The sequence below is a fragment of the Paenibacillus oenotherae genome (genome assembly GCF_019443105.1).
GTDB classification, from domain to species: domain Bacteria; phylum Bacillota; class Bacilli; order Paenibacillales; family Paenibacillaceae; genus Paenibacillus_Z; species Paenibacillus_Z oenotherae.
Genome location: NZ_JAHZIJ010000005.1, coordinates 252,835 through 267,975 on the forward strand (window position 1 = coordinate 252,835; position 15,141 = coordinate 267,975).

Here is a 15,141-nt window from a genome sequence, read left to right on the forward strand (position 1 = left end):
CCTTAATAAAGAGGTGACGTTTATCATGTTGAAATCAATACTGCTCGTCGAAGAGAGCAATCGCACCATATCCATGCATAGTTTGCAGCAAAACTGCCGCACGCTGCACCGCGCCGCCACACCAGCTGATGCCAAGGAATTTATTAGCGTCGTCGATGCCGCCGTACTGCATGTTCCTCAGCCAAAGCTGAACGAATGGCAGTCTACCTTGTCAGGTATGCGTAAGCTTCCTATTATATGGCTGTGTTCAGAGAATGCTGCGCCCAAGGAAATCGACTGGGGCTTTGCGCTGGATGGTATTTTATTCAGTTCCATGAACTCTATTGAGATGCAATACGCGCTGAAATGGAGCTTGCGTGTGTTTCAACAGCGCAAGAGATGGGCTGATGAGCGGGATGGGCTCCTGCAGCGCCTTGAGGAGCGCAAATGGATTGACCAGGCGAAGACCGTTCTATGCGAGATTAAAGGGATCTCCGAGGCGGAGGCCTATGATTTCCTGCGCAAGCAGGCGATGAATGAGCGCAAGCGCATCGGCGATATTGCCGCGTCCATCGTCAAAGTGTACCAGCTGATACATGGCTAAGACAGGTCATTATGAGCGATAACGATCTGTAAAAAAAGTTAATGTTAGATATATTGACATGATGTTTACGTGTCGCATATAATGCAAATATGTTCACAAAGAAGTGAATCGTTTAGAGATTACTCAGTCTGCACACCGACGTGCAACTGATGGCAAAGAGGCCGGATTGCAGAATCTACGTCTGCAGTGCGGCCTTTTATTGTTGTAGGATTAGCAGACGCTAAGTCACTACTGACAAAGGAATCAACTGAACTGCAAAGGTACACGGGAGAGAAACCAGAGAGAACGTGAGAGAAAGGCCAGCAAGAAAACGGAGAGAAACGCGGAAAAACAGAGAGAACAGAAAAAGAGAGAAAACCAAAAGAGAGAAACAGAGAGAAACAGAAAGCTCAATTCGGAGAGGAGTTTTTTGAATGATGGATAGGAAAAGCTTTTTGAAAAGTGGTCACAGCCCTTCGTTGCTAAGCGCGTTTTTGTACTTTGATGTCAGCTTTATGGTATGGGTATTGCTCGGACCGCTTGCAGTTGTTGTTATGAGCGACTATCCGATGGATGCCGCGCAAAAAGCAAACCTTGTTGCACTGCCGATTCTGGGCGGTTCCATTCTCCGCTTGGTGCTTGGTTACCTTACAGATGTTATCGGACCTTAAAGAACCGGGCAGCTCGGTATGCTGCTTACAATGGTGCCGCTCGTATGGGGCTGGAAATTCGTAGATTCGCTTAGCGAGCTCTACATTGTTGCCCTGCTTCTTGGCGTTGCTGGCGCATCGTTCGCCGCAGCACTGCCGCTCGCCAGCCGCTGGTACCCGCCGCAATATCAAGGCTTGGCCATGGGTATTGCCGGAGCCGGCAACAGCGGTACTGTATTTACGACCCTGTTCGCGAACCGGATTGCGCAGCACTACGGTTCCTGGGAAGTCGTGTTCGGCCTTGCACTTATTCCGATTGCGATCGTTTTTATAACCTTTTCCCTGCTTGCCAAAGACAGTCCGACACAACCATCGCCGCGCAAGCTTGCTGATTACGGCGCCGTTCTGAAGCAGCGCGATACGTGGATGTTCTGTATTCTGTACAGCGTAACCTTCGGCGGATTCGTCGGAATGTCGAACTATTTAACGATTTTCTTCAATACAGAGTATGGATTAAGCCCGGTACGCGCAGCGGATTTCACGACAATCTGCGTTATCGCGGGCAGCTTCTTCCGGCCTGTCGGCGGTTGGTTGGCCGACAAGATCGGCGGTATCCGAATGCTCATGGTGCTCTACGGTGTAGTTGGCATCATGCTGGCGGCGGTCTCTGCACTTCCTCCGCTATCCGTCATCACGGTATTGCTGTTCGTAGGCATGATGGCGCTTGGAATGGGGAACGGTTCCGTATTCCAGCTTGTGCCGCAGCGGTTCCAGAAGGAGATCGGCATTATTACAGGGATCGTCGGAGCAGCAGGCGGTCTGGGCGGTTACTTCCTGCCTAAGATTCTCGGCAATCTGAAGCTTTCGACAGGCTCATACACGCCAGGCTTCCTGATTCTTAGCGGTATCGCCTTATCTTGTATTGTACTGATCTTCATTGTACAGAAATCATGGAAGAAGACCTGGATTGGCAGCGGCGGCAAAGCATTGGATCAATCGTCGCTCCAAAACCCGGCTGTCTCTTAACAGGTGCAGCATATGGATGCCTTCGACGTTTTCGACATTCATGAGCTGCTTGACGTCATTGATTGGTGGGGAACAGGCGCGAGCCAATCCCCTGCCGAATACGCGAGCCTCCCGGAAGTCCCTGCCCTGCTTGAAACTTCCGGGCAGCCCGCGCTGGCCCGTGATGCAACAAACGGATAAATGAACCACGAACACCAAACGGAGGGATTTCTATGCCTGCAGCACCCATCGCCGCTGAATTGAACCAGGATCGCCTGCATTCTCATTGCTGCTATTGCAGTATGCAATGTGGAATAGATCTCATTCGTACTGACAATGAGGTCGGCTGGGAGGTCAAACCAAGCCAAAATTTCCCTGTGGCGACCGGTCGGCTGTGTCAAAAGGGGCTGAATACGCTGGGGCATGTTCTTCACCCCGAGCGCCTTATGGCGCCGCAGCGCCGGCTAGCTTCCGCCCTGCCCGGGGAGCCTTGGCAGCAATCCGGCTGGGACGATGCGCTGGATGAAATCTCTTCCCGCATTCAATCTATTCAGCAGCGCTATGGGAACGATGCGGTTTCGGTGTTCGGAGGCGGTTCATTAACGAATGAAATGAGCTATCTGCTCGGCAAATTCACCCGTGTCGCATTGCGGTCGAAGTATATCGATTACAACGGCAGATACTGCATGTCTTCAGCTGCCGCCGCCCAGGTTCGTGCATTCGGCATTGACCGCGGGATGAACGTGCCTCTCGATGACATTCCGATGGCCAAATATATTATATTGGCCGGAACGAATATTGCGGAATGCCAGCCTACGATGGTGCCTTATCTCATGGCAGCGAAGAAGCAAAAGGCGATCATCGTTACGATTGATCCAAGACAAACGATGACCTCCAAGCTCGCAGATATCCACGTCAATCTGCAGCCTGGCTTCGATTCTGTATTCGTGAACAGCCTGCTGCACGTTATTGTAAATGAAGGGCTCTATGACAAAGCATTCGTGGAGTCGTATACAACTGGCTTTGAAGAAATCGTGGAGTCGGTGCAGCACTTCTCCCCCGATACCGTATCGGTCTATACCGGTATTCCCAAAGAGGTTATCCGTACGATTGCGCGCGGCTTCGCCAATGCGGAGACCGGCATTGTACTGACTGCGCGCGGTCTGGAGCAGCAGGTTAACGGCGTTGAGCACACGCTTAATTATATTAACCTGTGCCTGTTGACGGGCAAGATGGGCAAGCCCGGCAGCGGCTTCGGAGCCGTTACCGGTCAAGCGAACGGTCAAGGCGGCCGCGAGCATGGACAGAAGGCCGACCAGCTGCCTGGCTACCGGATGATTGATGATCCGGCAGCGCGGGAGCATGTAGCCGGAGTTTGGGGCATTCATCCCGATGAGCTGCCAGGCAAAGGGGTATCCGCTTATGAGCTGTTCGGCAAAATTCACGATGGCGAGATTAAAGCGATGATCGTACTTGGGTCCAATCCGCTCGTATCAAGCCCGAACAGCTCACATGTCGCCGAAGCGCTCAAGAAGCTGGAGCTGCTTATTGTCGTCGATATGTTCGAGACGGAAACGGCAGCATATGCCCACTGGCTGCTGCCCGGCTCTTCCTTTCTGGAGGCCGAGGGGACACTTACCAATCTGGAAGGACGTGTCTTCCACCGTCCGCGCGCATTCCATACTCCCGGCGAAGCGATGGAGGATTATATGCTGATCCGCAAGCTGGCTGAGAAGCTCGGACGCGGCCAGTATTTTCAGTACGGCTCGCCGCAGGAGGTATTCGAGGAGCTGTGCCGCGCAACGGAAGGCGGGAAGGCTGACTATAGTGGAATGTCTTATGAACGAATCAAGGAGCATAAGGGTTTGTTCTGGCCCTGTCCGTCAGATGAGCATCCAGGCACACCCCGGATGTTCGAGAACAACACTTACTACCTTCCAGGCGGACGCGCCAAGCTGCATGGCATTACGCCCAAGAAGCCAGCGGAAACGACTGACCGCGACTATCCTTACATCTTGACTACAGGGCGTCTCGGCAACCATTACTTGAGCGGAGCGCAGACTCGCCGCACCGCGGCTCTGATGAAGAAAGCGGCGGTTCCGGTGGCGGAGATTCATCCTTCCATCGCCGAGCGGATCCGGCTTCGCTTTGGTGATCGGATACGGATTACTACCCGCCGCGGCTCGCTCGTATTCGATGTGAAGATCTCACAGGAAATACATCCGACTACTGTGTTCGTTCCGTTTCATTGGGGCGGCGAGCATTCAATCAACCTGCTCACAAATGATGCCTTGCATCCCATAAGCCGGATGCCGGAATTCAAGGTATGCGCAGCACAGATTGAACGAGCGGATCGCGAGAGCTTTGGACAAGAACAATAACACCGCGGGCGTGGTGCGCGCGGCATTCGAGGAAGACCCCGACCACTCCGTCTTCCTCTCCATGCGCCGCCCTCGCCCGCAAATGGAACAACCCAGTCGGCCTCAATGGCCGCTGGGTTATTCCGCATGTACGTATAAGTTCTCGCTTATGAATGTCCCCGTATAAGGGGGCAAGTCCCGCCTAAGTCCGGCGCTGCAGGAACTGCCTGTAAGCCTCCGGTGTATTCAGATTCTGGAACGCTTGCTCTTCCTCTTCATCCAACGGAATAACCTCCGTACTTAACTGGGCCAGCATCCTCATAACACGATACTCTCCCTCTTGAAGCAATCCCTCAAGCTTGCCTGCAATGCGTGCATGATAAAGCGCATGGAACGGCTGCTCTGCTGTCATGATGACATCCGGAGCTGCTGCTATCCCTATCTCGGCCGATGTATCCGGCGAAGGAGCTGCGGTCCGTCCGGCTGCTTCCGTTCTCGCTATCATTCGCCGCAGCAGCGGCTCCGACAAGCAAGGCATATCACATGCCGTAACAAAGGCATAGCCTTCCGGCAGCGCAGACAGTGCTGCATGAAGTCCAGCGAGCGGGCCGCTGCCGGGATAGGCATCGCGGACGAATATGCTTCTCTGGCTCCATTCTCCCAATGCATCGCGGTAGCTTTGTTCCCGTTCGCCATCTCCTACAGCAATAATGACAGGCTCACACAGCTCTGACAGCTGTTCAACCAGAAGCTGCAGCAGCGGCTTTCCGTTAATGTCCAGCAGCGCCTTATCCGTCCCCATTCGCACACTTTGCCCGCCAGCTAATACAATGCCGCTAATTCCCTTATCCCTCATCATAATCACCACCTTTAATTGATCGTTGTATCACCGCAGAATATCCACCGCAAGAGCGCTTAGACTGTTATATAACACCCGCCCTCCGTTAAGTCAACACAAACAACCACAAGCACTGCAAGGCTGCTTTCAAATTTATTCTCACGCTGCCGTTCCCCGGTACTGGGGGTTCTGCTCCCTATAGCCACTATCCCTTTCACTCAGATGGATCGACAGACCACCCATATGTACCCAGAAAAACCAGAAAGGTTCAATATCTGGACTGACTCAAGGGGATAGTGGCTATAGGCGATAAAGACAGCAACAGCGGCATGCCCTATTCCTTCAAAATAGAGCAGCCCACTTTACCGTCGACTGACTCAAAGGGATAATGCCACAGGGTAAATCCACCAGGAGCATGTTCAAGCAATTCCCGGCTCTCCCCCAATTCAAGGATTAATCATGCAGCCCGCCTTTTGCAGCATATGCTCTGTGAGGGAGGGAATGCGATGACAGCAGATTTGACCGGCAACAGCAAACGGCCATCCTCGGAAACGATAAAACGAGCGGAGCGATTCAGCGCAAGCAACTACCTGCCACTGCCGATTGTAGTAGAGCAATCTAATGGTATATGGGTAAGAGACCCTGAGGGCAATCGCTACATGGATATGCTGAGCGCATACTCTGCGCTGAATGCGGGGCATCGCCATCCCCGAATCCTTGCAGCCTTGAAAGCGCAGGCCGACAAAGTAACGCTTACTTCGCGCGCTTTTCACAACGAGCCGTTCGCGGCCCTTTGCGAGCGCCTCGCCGCCTATACCGGCAAGCCGCTGAGCTTGCTTATGAATACAGGCGCGGAGGCTGTCGAGACAGCCTTGAAGGCGGCCCGCCGCTGGGCTTACCGCTGCAAGGGCGTACCCGCCGGGCAAGCGGAGATCATCGTATGTGAAGGGAATTTTCACGGGCGCACTCTCACTGCTACCTCATTGTCGTCAACAGCGGGCTACAGAGCTGACTTCGGCCCATTCACGCCCGGCTTCACCATGATCGCTTACGGGGATGCCTCAGCGCTGGAGCAGGCGATTACCCCGCAATCAGCAGCCTTCCTTATGGAACCGATACAAGGAGAATCCGGGATACGCATTCCGCCGGACGGCTACTTGAAGGCAGTCCGCGAGCTGTGCAGCAAACATAACGTCCTGCTCATTGCCGATGAGATCCAGACCGGATTCGGGCGAACAGGGAGACGCTTCGCGTGTGACCACGAGAACATCGAGCCCGATCTTTATGTGCTGGGCAAGGCGCTTGGCGGCGGTGTGCTGCCCGTCTCAGCCGTCGCCGGCGGGCCCGAGACCCTCGGGCTGTTCGAGCCCGGGTCGCATGGCTCCACATTCGGCGGCAATCCGCTTGCCTGCGCCGTAGCTCTGGCAGCGCTGGAGGTCACTGAGGATGAACAGCTTGCCGAGCGTTCGCGGCGACTGGGCAAGACATTGTTGGAACGGCTGCGGGGAATAAAGCATCCTGCGATCAAGGAGGCCCGGGGCCGCGGCCTGTTCGCCGGGCTGGAGCTGTTCGAGCCAGCCCGCCCCTATTGCGAGCGGCTTATGGAGCTCGGCCTGCTATGCAAGGAAACGCATACGCACACGATCCGTTTCGCACCTCCACTCATCATTACAGATGCGGAGCTGGATTTCGCCCTCTCCAAGGTGGAGGAAGCATTCGCCGCCTCTCCTTAACCGGCCAGCTTGCATCAGCAAAAAGCCTCCAAAACCGCGAATATCATCATCCACGGCGTTGGAGGCTGCACCATTAAGCTTTTACATCAAATGAACTCTTGAGCGAGACAATCCGGTTAAACACCAAGCGCTCCGCACGGGTATGCTTGGGATCGACATTAAAGTAGCCGTGACGGAAGAATTGGAACTTGTCTCCTCCCGCCGCTTCCTTCATGTTCGGTTCAACGAACCCTTGAAGCACTTCGATTGAATTGGGATTAATCCGCTCCAGGAACGGCTTGCCGGAGTCTTCCGCATCGTCGATGATCAGCGGCTCGTAGAGACGGAACTCCGCCGGCACCGCCTGGGATGCATCGACCCAGTGAATCGTGCCCTTTACCTTGCGTCCGGTAAATCCGCTGCCGCTCTTCGTCTCGGGATCATAGGTGCAGCGCAGCTCAATTACATCGCCTGCAGCATCCTTGATGACCTCTTGGCAGGTAATGAAATACGCATGCTTGAGACGCACCTCATTGCCCGGGAACAAGCGAAAATATTTGCTCGGCGGATTCTCCATAAAGTCATCCCGCTCGATATAGATCTCGCGCGAGAATGGAATTTGGCGGGTACCCATCTCTTCGTTCTCGGCATTGTTCTCCGCTTCCAGCATCTCAACCTGCCCTTCCGGGTAGTTGGTGATGACAACCTTCAGCGGCTGGAGCACAGCCATTGTACGGAGCGCCTTCAGCTTCAGATCCTCCCGGATAAAGTGCTCCAGCATCCGCTCATCCACGACGCTGTACGCTCTTGCCACTCCGATCTCGCGGCAGAAAGCGCGCATCGCCTCAGGCGTAAAGCCCTTTCTGCGCAGGCCGCTGATCGTCGGCATGCGCGGATCATCCCAGCTCTCCACGACACCTTCGTCTACGAGTATTTTCAAGTAGCGCTTGCTCATAATCGTATTCGTCACGTTCAAGCGGGCAAATTCATATTGATGGGGCTGCGCTTCCATCTCGCACTCCGCAATCACCCAATCATACAGAGGACGATGATCCTCGAATTCAAGCGTACAGATGGAATGCGTCACGCTCTCAATCGCATCTCCCAGCGGGTGCGCATAGTCGTACATCGGATAGATGCACCAAGCATCGCCTGTCCGGTGATGATGCGTGTGCGCAATGCGGTACAAGACCGGATCGCGCATGTTGATGTTCGGAGATGCCATATCAATCTTGGCGCGCAGGACACGCTCCCCATCCTTGAATTCCCCGGCACGCATTCGGGCGAACAGATCCAGATTCTCTTCCACGCTGCGGTCCCGGTACGGGCTGTTCTTGCCCGGCTCCGTTAATGTGCCGCGCGCTTCACGGGTTTCCTCGGCAGACAAATCGCACACGTATGCTTTGCCTTTCTTGATAAGCAATACGGCACGGTTGTACATTTCTTCAAAATAATCCGACGCAAAGCGGAGATTGTCCCATTCGAAGCCGAGCCAGCGAACATCCTCCTGAATTGCTTCCACGTATTCCGTATCTTCCTTGAGCGGATTCGTATCATCGAACCGCAGGTTCGTTATCCCTTTAAACTCATCCGCAAGCTCGAAGTTCAGGCAGATCGACTTGGCATGGCCGATGTGCAGATAACCGTTGGGCTCCGGCGGAAATCGCGTAACAATCTCGCTTACTTTGCCGACTTTCAAATCTTCCGCAACAATATTTTTTATGAAGTTCGAAGATGATGTCTTGTTGTCCACTGCGACCAACCTTTCCCACGTAAATTTCTATCCTACTATAATACACAATTTCCCGTTTGATTATAAGAGAGAACTGCTGCGTATCGGTTAGAAGGATGTTTGCGGGATCGCCGCGGGCTACATGTGCCCGGCAGTCGCCTGTTCAACTGGCTGCGAGGGCCTTACATATCGCCCTGGACCTGCAATGAGTGCTGCCGCAATCCCAATCGCACCGAAAATGATGCATAGAATAAAGCCATGATTAATCGCCGAGCCAAGCGAGTCCCGAACGAAGCCCAGTATTTGCTTGGGGATCCCGGCGCCCGCTTGAATAATGAGATCGGGATTCGTCCACTTGCTTACCTGATCAGCAGGAATACCGTTGCTGACAGCTCCCTCCTGCACAATATGCTTGTAATCGTTGTTCACGATTGTGGCAATAATCGAAGCGCCCAATACACCGCCTATATTGCGCCAAAACCCTACGAACGAGGAGCTAATGCCGATATACTTGCGATCCACACTCATTGCCACCGCATTCTGAGCCACGCTCATCAACGGTCCAATTACAATTAATCCAAGAGCGATCATAAGACCAACCATATACCATGTAGAAGCATGATGACTGACTGTTGCCAGCAGTACGCTTACCACAATTCCGCCCGTCATGGACAAAGCCAGCATGAGACGGTAACTAAGAATCTGCTGCAGGAACCCGAATGCAATAGCTCCTACCATCAAGGAGAACATCATCGGCGTCAACAGCGTATTGGAGTTGGCATTGCCCAGAACAGCGGTTGAGAATATCGGCAAGTAAGAAATGGCGGAGAACATAATCCCTCCTTGGCAAATGCACCCCAGCGTCATCCCGACAATCATCCGGTTTCTGAACAATGGCAGCGGGAGAATAGGCTCCTTGGCCCTTCTCTCGACGAAGAGCAGCAGCGTTCCGCAAAGGATTGAAGCAGCGAACAGCAATATAATTTGCCAGGAGCCCCATGCAAAATCTTTGCCGCCCAGTTCAAGCGCGAGCATAAGCGATATCGTCGTAATGATCAGACAGACGGTTCCCATGTAATCAATCGAGGGACGGCGTTCCGAGCGCGATTCCTTCAGCGCGAGCATAAGAATCAATGATGATAGTATGCCAATCGGCAAATTCACGTAGAAGCACCATCTCCAGCCCCACTGCTCCGACAGAAATGTCCCGAGCTGCGGTCCGGCTACCGAGGAAAGACCGAATACGCCAGCAAGAACGCCCGACATCTTGGCCGCCTGCTTGGGGTCGGCGAACATTGTGAATATGATCGTAAAGCTGATCGGGAACAGTGCGCCCGCTCCAATGCCCTGCACCGCGCGAAACAGAATGAGCTGCGTCATATCCTGCGCCATGCCGCATAATGCGGAGCCTAACAGAAAGAACCCTATGCCGATTAGATAGAAGAGCTTGCGTCCGAACAAATCCGACATTTTGCCGAAAACGAGCATCATACTGGTTGATGCCAGCATATAAGCGGTGAATACCCAGCTGAATTGATCAAAGCCGTTAATATCTTTAATAATATGGCTGATTGCCGAGGAAGTGATTGTATTGTCCAAAGAAGACATTAACAGACCAAGCGCTATGGCCGCTATAATTAAACCCTTCCTATCCTTCTTCATCGTTTCCATATATCCAACCTCCTGCCTATTCCTCCAAAGACTCGATCTGTTGGAGTCCTTCCATCAGCACCTTCTTCTTATTGGCACTGCTCTCGATGCCGAGCCGAATGCATATGATTTGCGTAGGTGTCAGAGTGTCCTTCAACCGCTCATAATCCGTCTCAAGCCTCTCTGAGGTGTATTCCGCTCGTCTAATTGCATTCTTAAGCCACTGTATGATTCTGCCTCTGTCGGCCAGATCTCCAAAATACAGGCGCACCATGAAATCCGATTTCGTGTCACTCGCTTGAATATCGCTATAGAGATAATCGTAGAACCTTTTTCTCCCTTCCTCTGTGATGGAATAAATATGTTTGTTCGGCTTGCCGTCCTGAATAACATTTTCTTTCGTTATTAATCCTTCCTTCTCCATCTTGCCGAGCGTTGGATAGATCGTCCCAAAGCTTGCATTGTAGAAATAGGAAAATACCGACTCAAACATGAGCTTGATGTCATATCCGGCCAGCTTTTTTTTCATCAGAATGCCTAGAATTACATCTTGGCTTGTCATAAGACACCCCCTTGGTGTCCATATCTTACCATTTTATATATATCGAATCAATATATATTTAATCGATATATAGGCCTGCGGCATGCCTCCAAAACAAAAAGAACCTCACCAAACGCCCAATTGCAGAGCGATGAGAGGTTCTTGTTCATTTTCATAGCAGGCTAACGAGCTGCGGGTCGGGGCTTATCGTGACCACCCCGCTGGATTACAGGAGCGCTTCAATATCAGCTTTCATATCCAGCGGCTCTACTGTGGATTCGTACCGTTTCACTACCTGGCCTTCGCGGTTGACGAGGAATTTGGTGAAGTTCCATTTGATCGAATTGTCGGTCATCCAGTGTGGCAGCTTCTCGCTCAGGAAGGCATTGAGCATTTTGCCGCTTGGCTGTGTCGTATCGAACCCTTCGAACGGTGCGGATTCCGTCAAATATTGAAAGACCGGATGCGCATTCTCGTCCCGAACATCCGTCTTCGCGAACAGCGGGAAGGTTACACCGTAATTGATCTGGCAAAAGGATTGCACATCCGAGTTGCTTCCAGGCTCCTGTTCGCCAAATTGATTGGAAGGGAAGCCGACGATCTCAAGCCCTTCGCTCTGGTATTGCTCGTACAGCTTTTGAAGATCCGTATATTGAGGCGTGAAGCCGCATTTGCTCGCCGTGTTGACCACGATAAGCACCTTGCCCTTGTATTCGGATAGTGATTTCGTTTGTCCATTAATCGTTTCCGCTTGAAAATCATATAAGGTTGTCATGAATAGAGTCCTCCTAAAATTTAGATGTCACCGCTTGATCCTGCGCTTAATTGAGATCGGAACCAGGACTGCTGCGCTCGCATTGGTGGATCGTCGAAGTCAGCTTGTGAAGCTGCTCTCTTAACTGCGCCACCTCTTCAGGCTGCAGGCTTGTCTGGCAGAACACCTTGTCCGGAATCGCAAGAGCTAGCTGCTGCATCGCGCGGCCTTGCTCCGTAAGCCTGACAATAACACTGCGTTCGTCTGCCGTGTCTCGTTCCCGATGGATCAATCCCGCTGCCTGAAGCTTCTTCAACAAGGGTGTCAGTGTGCCGGAATCGAGATATAACCGCTCGCCAAGTGCCTTCACCGGAATTCCGTCTGTCTCCCATAGAACCAGCATGGTCACATATTGTGTATACGTCAACCCGAGTTCATCAAGAAATGGCCGATACAGCTTCGTAACCTCCCGGGCACAAGCATACAGAGCAAAGCATAGTTGATTATCCAAATGAAGCAGCTCATTACGATTCATAACTGTCCGTCTCACCCTTCGGCCATCAGCACTTGCCTGGCCTGCTAGATTTAATGCCATTAAAATTTAATAAAATTAAATTGTATACAATTTATATAGCTATAATAGCAAGGCATGCGGCATTAGTCAACCTCTTTGCATCCTATAGCCACTATCCCCTTGAGTCAGAGCAGGTAGTGCAGGGCAGCTCTGCTGCCTCGGCAGCAGCTATAGTCGAATAGAGCCCTGCTTCTGACTACTGCACTCGCGTTAAGCCGGATCTTCCATCTTACGGGGGAAAAACCACCGATATTGACCACTGTAAGACGATTTTATCCTGCTATAGGAAGTAAACATACAATCCATTGCCGCTATCCCAACCTGTAAAAAGAAAATATCCTCTCACAGCAGCGAAAATATTGCTTTTTAGTGCTGTAAGCGGGAAGTACCTTTTTACATCACTGCCCACATCAGTTATTTTAGCGCGGCATGATACTTCGACTTGTTCGACAGCCTGTCTCATCTGAGTGAACGGGATAGTGGCCATAGGGAGCGCTCCCCTTGCCTATTGAGAGTAGTTTTGGGCTCGGGGAGATTTTTTTGAAAGCGGTGTTAAGCTTCTCTTTACAGCAAGGCTGCTGTCTGATAAACTAGCTACGTTTAATTGTTAACCAAAATCAATAAACACGGTTAACAATTCATAGAATCGGAGTGTGATATTCATTGACCCCGGATTATGAACATTTGGCAGAGCTGAATAAGGCGCATTTATGGCATCCTTTTACGCAGATGAAAGATTACAACAATATGGATCCGCTCATTATCGAGAAGGGTGAGGGCATCAAGCTGTATGATGTGCAGGGACGCGCATATTATGATGGCTTCTCATCGGTGTGGCTGAATGTGCATGGCCATAACGTGCCGGAACTGAATGAGGCGATAGCCGGGCAGCTCGGCAAGGTCGCTCATTCTACTTTGCTCGGCATGGCGAATGTTCCGGCTATTGAGCTTGCAGCCAAGCTCGCTGAGATCACGCCGCAAGGATTGACGAAGGTATTCTTCTCTGACTCCGGTGCGACTGGCGTGGAGATTGCGCTGAAGATGGCCTTTCAATATTGGCATAACCTCGGCATGACGGATAAACGAACCTTCATTACGATGAGGGAAGCCTATCATGGCGATACGATCGGAGCGGTAAGCGTCGGCGCGATTCCGCTTTATCATGAACGCTTCCGGCCCATGCTGTTCCAGCCCCATGTGATCCCCTATCCGCAGGCTTATCGCCATCCTGGCGGTGCGGCAGGCGCGATGGAAGAAACACTCTCCTCCCTGCGCACGATGCTGGAGGCGCACAAGGAGGAGATTGCCGCGCTGATCGTCGAGCCGATCGTGCAAGGAGCCAGCGGCATGATGATTATGCCCTCCGGCTGCTTAAGCGCAATCGCTGCGCTATGCCGCGAGCATGGCGTGCTGCTGATTGCCGATGAGGTGGCGACCGGCTTCGGACGGACTGGCGCGATGTTCGCTTGCGATCTGGAGCATGTATCGCCCGATCTGATGATTGTCGGCAAAGGGCTGACCGGCGGCTATTTGCCTGTCGCTGCAACGCTGGCCACTGACGAGGTATACAGCTCCTTCTACGCCGATTACGAGGAGCAGAAGACGTTCTTCCATGGGCACTCATTTACGGGCAACCCGCTTGGCTGCGCTGTTGCGCTTGCCAGCATCAAGCTTTTTGAAGAACGGAATTTGGTAGCAGGCGTTCAGGATAAAGCCGCTTCTGTGGCGCGAAAGCTTGCGCCGCTTGGCGCATGGCCGCATGTCGGAGATATTCGGCAGCAAGGGCTTATGGTCGGGATCGAGCTCGTGCGCGATAAAGCAACCAAGGAACCTTACGATTGGGAGGATCGAATCGGTGTCCGTACCTCCCTGCGGGCAAGGGAGCTTGGCATGCTGACACGGCCTCTGGGCAATGTCATTGTATTCATCCCGCCGCTTGTCAGTTCTGAAGCGGAGCTGGATGACATGATCGGCATTCTTGCTGAAGCGATTCGCGATGTAACAGAGGGAGACTGGCGGCTATGAGCCGAATAAGGGGATTATTCGTTACCGGCACCGATACAGGAGTAGGAAAAACGTTGATTACAGCTGCACTCGCTGCCGCTCTGCGCGCGGAGGGGCGGAATGTCGGCGTGTGGAAGCCGGTTCAGTCCGGAGCGTCCATCGGCAGCGGCGATACAGATGCCGAGCGGCTGCTCCGGGGCTCCGGGATAGATGAACGGCCGGAGTCGGTCGCTCCCTTCTCTTTTGAAGCACCGCTAACGCCGCTCCTCGCAGCTCGGGCCGCCGGGATAGAGATCTCGCTTGAGGCAATCGCAGCAGGCGGGCTCCCCCTGATGGAGCGTTATGAATCGCTGCTCATTGAGGGCGCAGGGGGTGTCGCCGTCCCGTTAACGCATGATGCGCTCGTCATTGACTGGATTGCAGCGCTGGGAACGCCTGTGCTGATCGTTGCCCGCTCCTCACTCGGCACCATCAACCATACGCTGCTAACCGGCTTCATGCTCCGGCAGCGCGGAATTGAGGTAGCCGGCGTCGTATTGAATGATGGCCCCGGCCCAGCGGCTGCCCTGGAGGCAGACGACCCCAGCATTGCAGGGAATGCCTCATTAATCGAGCAGTACAGCGGCATGCGGGTGCTGGGGAGATTTCCCCGCATATCGCCGGATAGAGCTCTGAACGCCAAGGAGTTGGCGAAGCTCACTAGAACGATCGATTTGTCGCCTATAAGGCAGGCTTTGAACATAGATGAATTGAGATAAT

At 52.9% G+C, this 15,141-nt stretch carries 14 protein-coding genes; 8 read left to right on the forward strand and 6 right to left on the reverse strand.

Annotated features, from left to right (window positions below; genetic code table 11):
- Positions 1 to 25: 25 nt before the first annotated feature.
- The 5 genes from K0T92_RS10270 to K0T92_RS10285 all read left to right on the forward strand — a co-directional run bounded on the left by K0T92_RS10270 (position 26) and on the right by K0T92_RS10285 (position 4,598).
- Positions 26 to 583 (forward strand): ANTAR domain-containing response regulator, encoded by a 558-nt coding sequence (locus K0T92_RS10270; protein WP_219872366.1) that lies wholly within the window; start codon positions 26 to 28, stop codon positions 581 to 583.
- 413 nt (positions 584 to 996) lie between these two features.
- On the forward strand, positions 997 to 1,233 hold the full coding sequence (locus K0T92_RS24975; RefSeq protein ID WP_246628046.1) for a hypothetical protein: 237 nt from the start codon (positions 997 to 999) through the stop codon (positions 1,231 to 1,233).
- 18 nt (positions 1,234 to 1,251) lie between these two features.
- A complete protein-coding gene (locus tag K0T92_RS10275) occupies positions 1,252 to 2,238 on the forward strand; it encodes a nitrate/nitrite transporter (RefSeq protein WP_246628047.1) in 987 nt (328 codons plus the stop codon).
- A gap of 12 nt (positions 2,239 to 2,250) precedes the next feature.
- Positions 2,251 to 2,418, forward strand: a complete 168-nt coding sequence (locus K0T92_RS10280; RefSeq protein ID WP_219872367.1) for a hypothetical protein — start codon at positions 2,251 to 2,253, stop codon at positions 2,416 to 2,418.
- Positions 2,419 to 2,450: 32 nt separating this feature from the next.
- Complete coding sequence (locus tag K0T92_RS10285; protein ID WP_219872368.1) at positions 2,451 to 4,598, forward strand: molybdopterin oxidoreductase family protein; 2,148 nt, start codon at positions 2,451 to 2,453, stop codon at positions 4,596 to 4,598.
- Between the two features lie 181 nt (positions 4,599 to 4,779).
- On the opposite strand, the gene mobA is transcribed toward K0T92_RS10285, so the two are convergent.
- Positions 4,780 to 5,436 carry a molybdenum cofactor guanylyltransferase gene (gene mobA, locus K0T92_RS10290; protein WP_219872369.1) on the reverse strand — a complete coding sequence of 219 codons (657 nt, stop codon included), beginning with the start codon at positions 5,434 to 5,436 and terminating at the stop codon, positions 4,780 to 4,782.
- A 485-nt stretch (positions 5,437 to 5,921) separates the two neighbouring features.
- Here mobA and rocD point away from each other — a divergent pair, with 485 nt between their 5' ends.
- Positions 5,922 to 7,148 (forward strand): ornithine--oxo-acid transaminase, encoded by a 1,227-nt coding sequence (gene rocD / locus K0T92_RS10295; RefSeq protein ID WP_219872370.1) that lies wholly within the window; start codon positions 5,922 to 5,924, stop codon positions 7,146 to 7,148.
- 73 nt (positions 7,149 to 7,221) lie between these two features.
- Here rocD and K0T92_RS10300 read toward each other — a convergent pair whose 3' ends face one another.
- The 5 genes from K0T92_RS10300 to K0T92_RS10320 all read right to left on the reverse strand — a co-directional run bounded on the left by K0T92_RS10300 (position 7,222) and on the right by K0T92_RS10320 (position 12,339).
- Positions 7,222 to 8,880 (reverse strand): glutamine--tRNA ligase/YqeY domain fusion protein, encoded by a 1,659-nt coding sequence (locus tag K0T92_RS10300; RefSeq protein ID WP_219872371.1) that lies wholly within the window; start codon positions 8,878 to 8,880, stop codon positions 7,222 to 7,224.
- Positions 8,881 to 8,997: 117 nt separating this feature from the next.
- Positions 8,998 to 10,530 (reverse strand): MFS transporter, encoded by a 1,533-nt coding sequence (locus tag K0T92_RS10305; RefSeq protein ID WP_246628049.1) that lies wholly within the window; start codon positions 10,528 to 10,530, stop codon positions 8,998 to 9,000.
- A 16-nt stretch (positions 10,531 to 10,546) separates the two neighbouring features.
- A complete protein-coding gene (locus tag K0T92_RS10310) occupies positions 10,547 to 11,071 on the reverse strand; it encodes a PadR family transcriptional regulator (protein ID WP_219872372.1) in 525 nt (174 codons plus the stop codon).
- A gap of 205 nt (positions 11,072 to 11,276) precedes the next feature.
- Entirely contained in the window at positions 11,277 to 11,825 is a 549-nt protein-coding gene (locus K0T92_RS10315) for a glutathione peroxidase (RefSeq protein ID WP_219872373.1), read from the reverse strand.
- A 46-nt stretch (positions 11,826 to 11,871) separates the two neighbouring features.
- A complete protein-coding gene (locus K0T92_RS10320; protein WP_219872374.1) occupies positions 11,872 to 12,339 on the reverse strand; it encodes a MarR family winged helix-turn-helix transcriptional regulator in 468 nt (155 codons plus the stop codon).
- 702 nt (positions 12,340 to 13,041) lie between these two features.
- On the opposite strand from K0T92_RS10320, the gene bioA reads away from it, so the two are divergent.
- Together bioA and bioD are read left to right on the forward strand one after the other, a co-directional pair.
- Positions 13,042 to 14,403, forward strand: a complete 1,362-nt coding sequence (gene bioA / locus K0T92_RS10325; protein ID WP_219872375.1) for an adenosylmethionine--8-amino-7-oxononanoate transaminase — start codon at positions 13,042 to 13,044, stop codon at positions 14,401 to 14,403.
- Entirely contained in the window at positions 14,400 to 15,140 is a 741-nt protein-coding gene (gene bioD, locus K0T92_RS10330; RefSeq protein WP_219872376.1) for a dethiobiotin synthase, read from the forward strand. Before bioA ends, bioD begins: the two co-directional genes overlap by 4 nt.
- Position 15,141 lies beyond the last annotated feature (1 nt).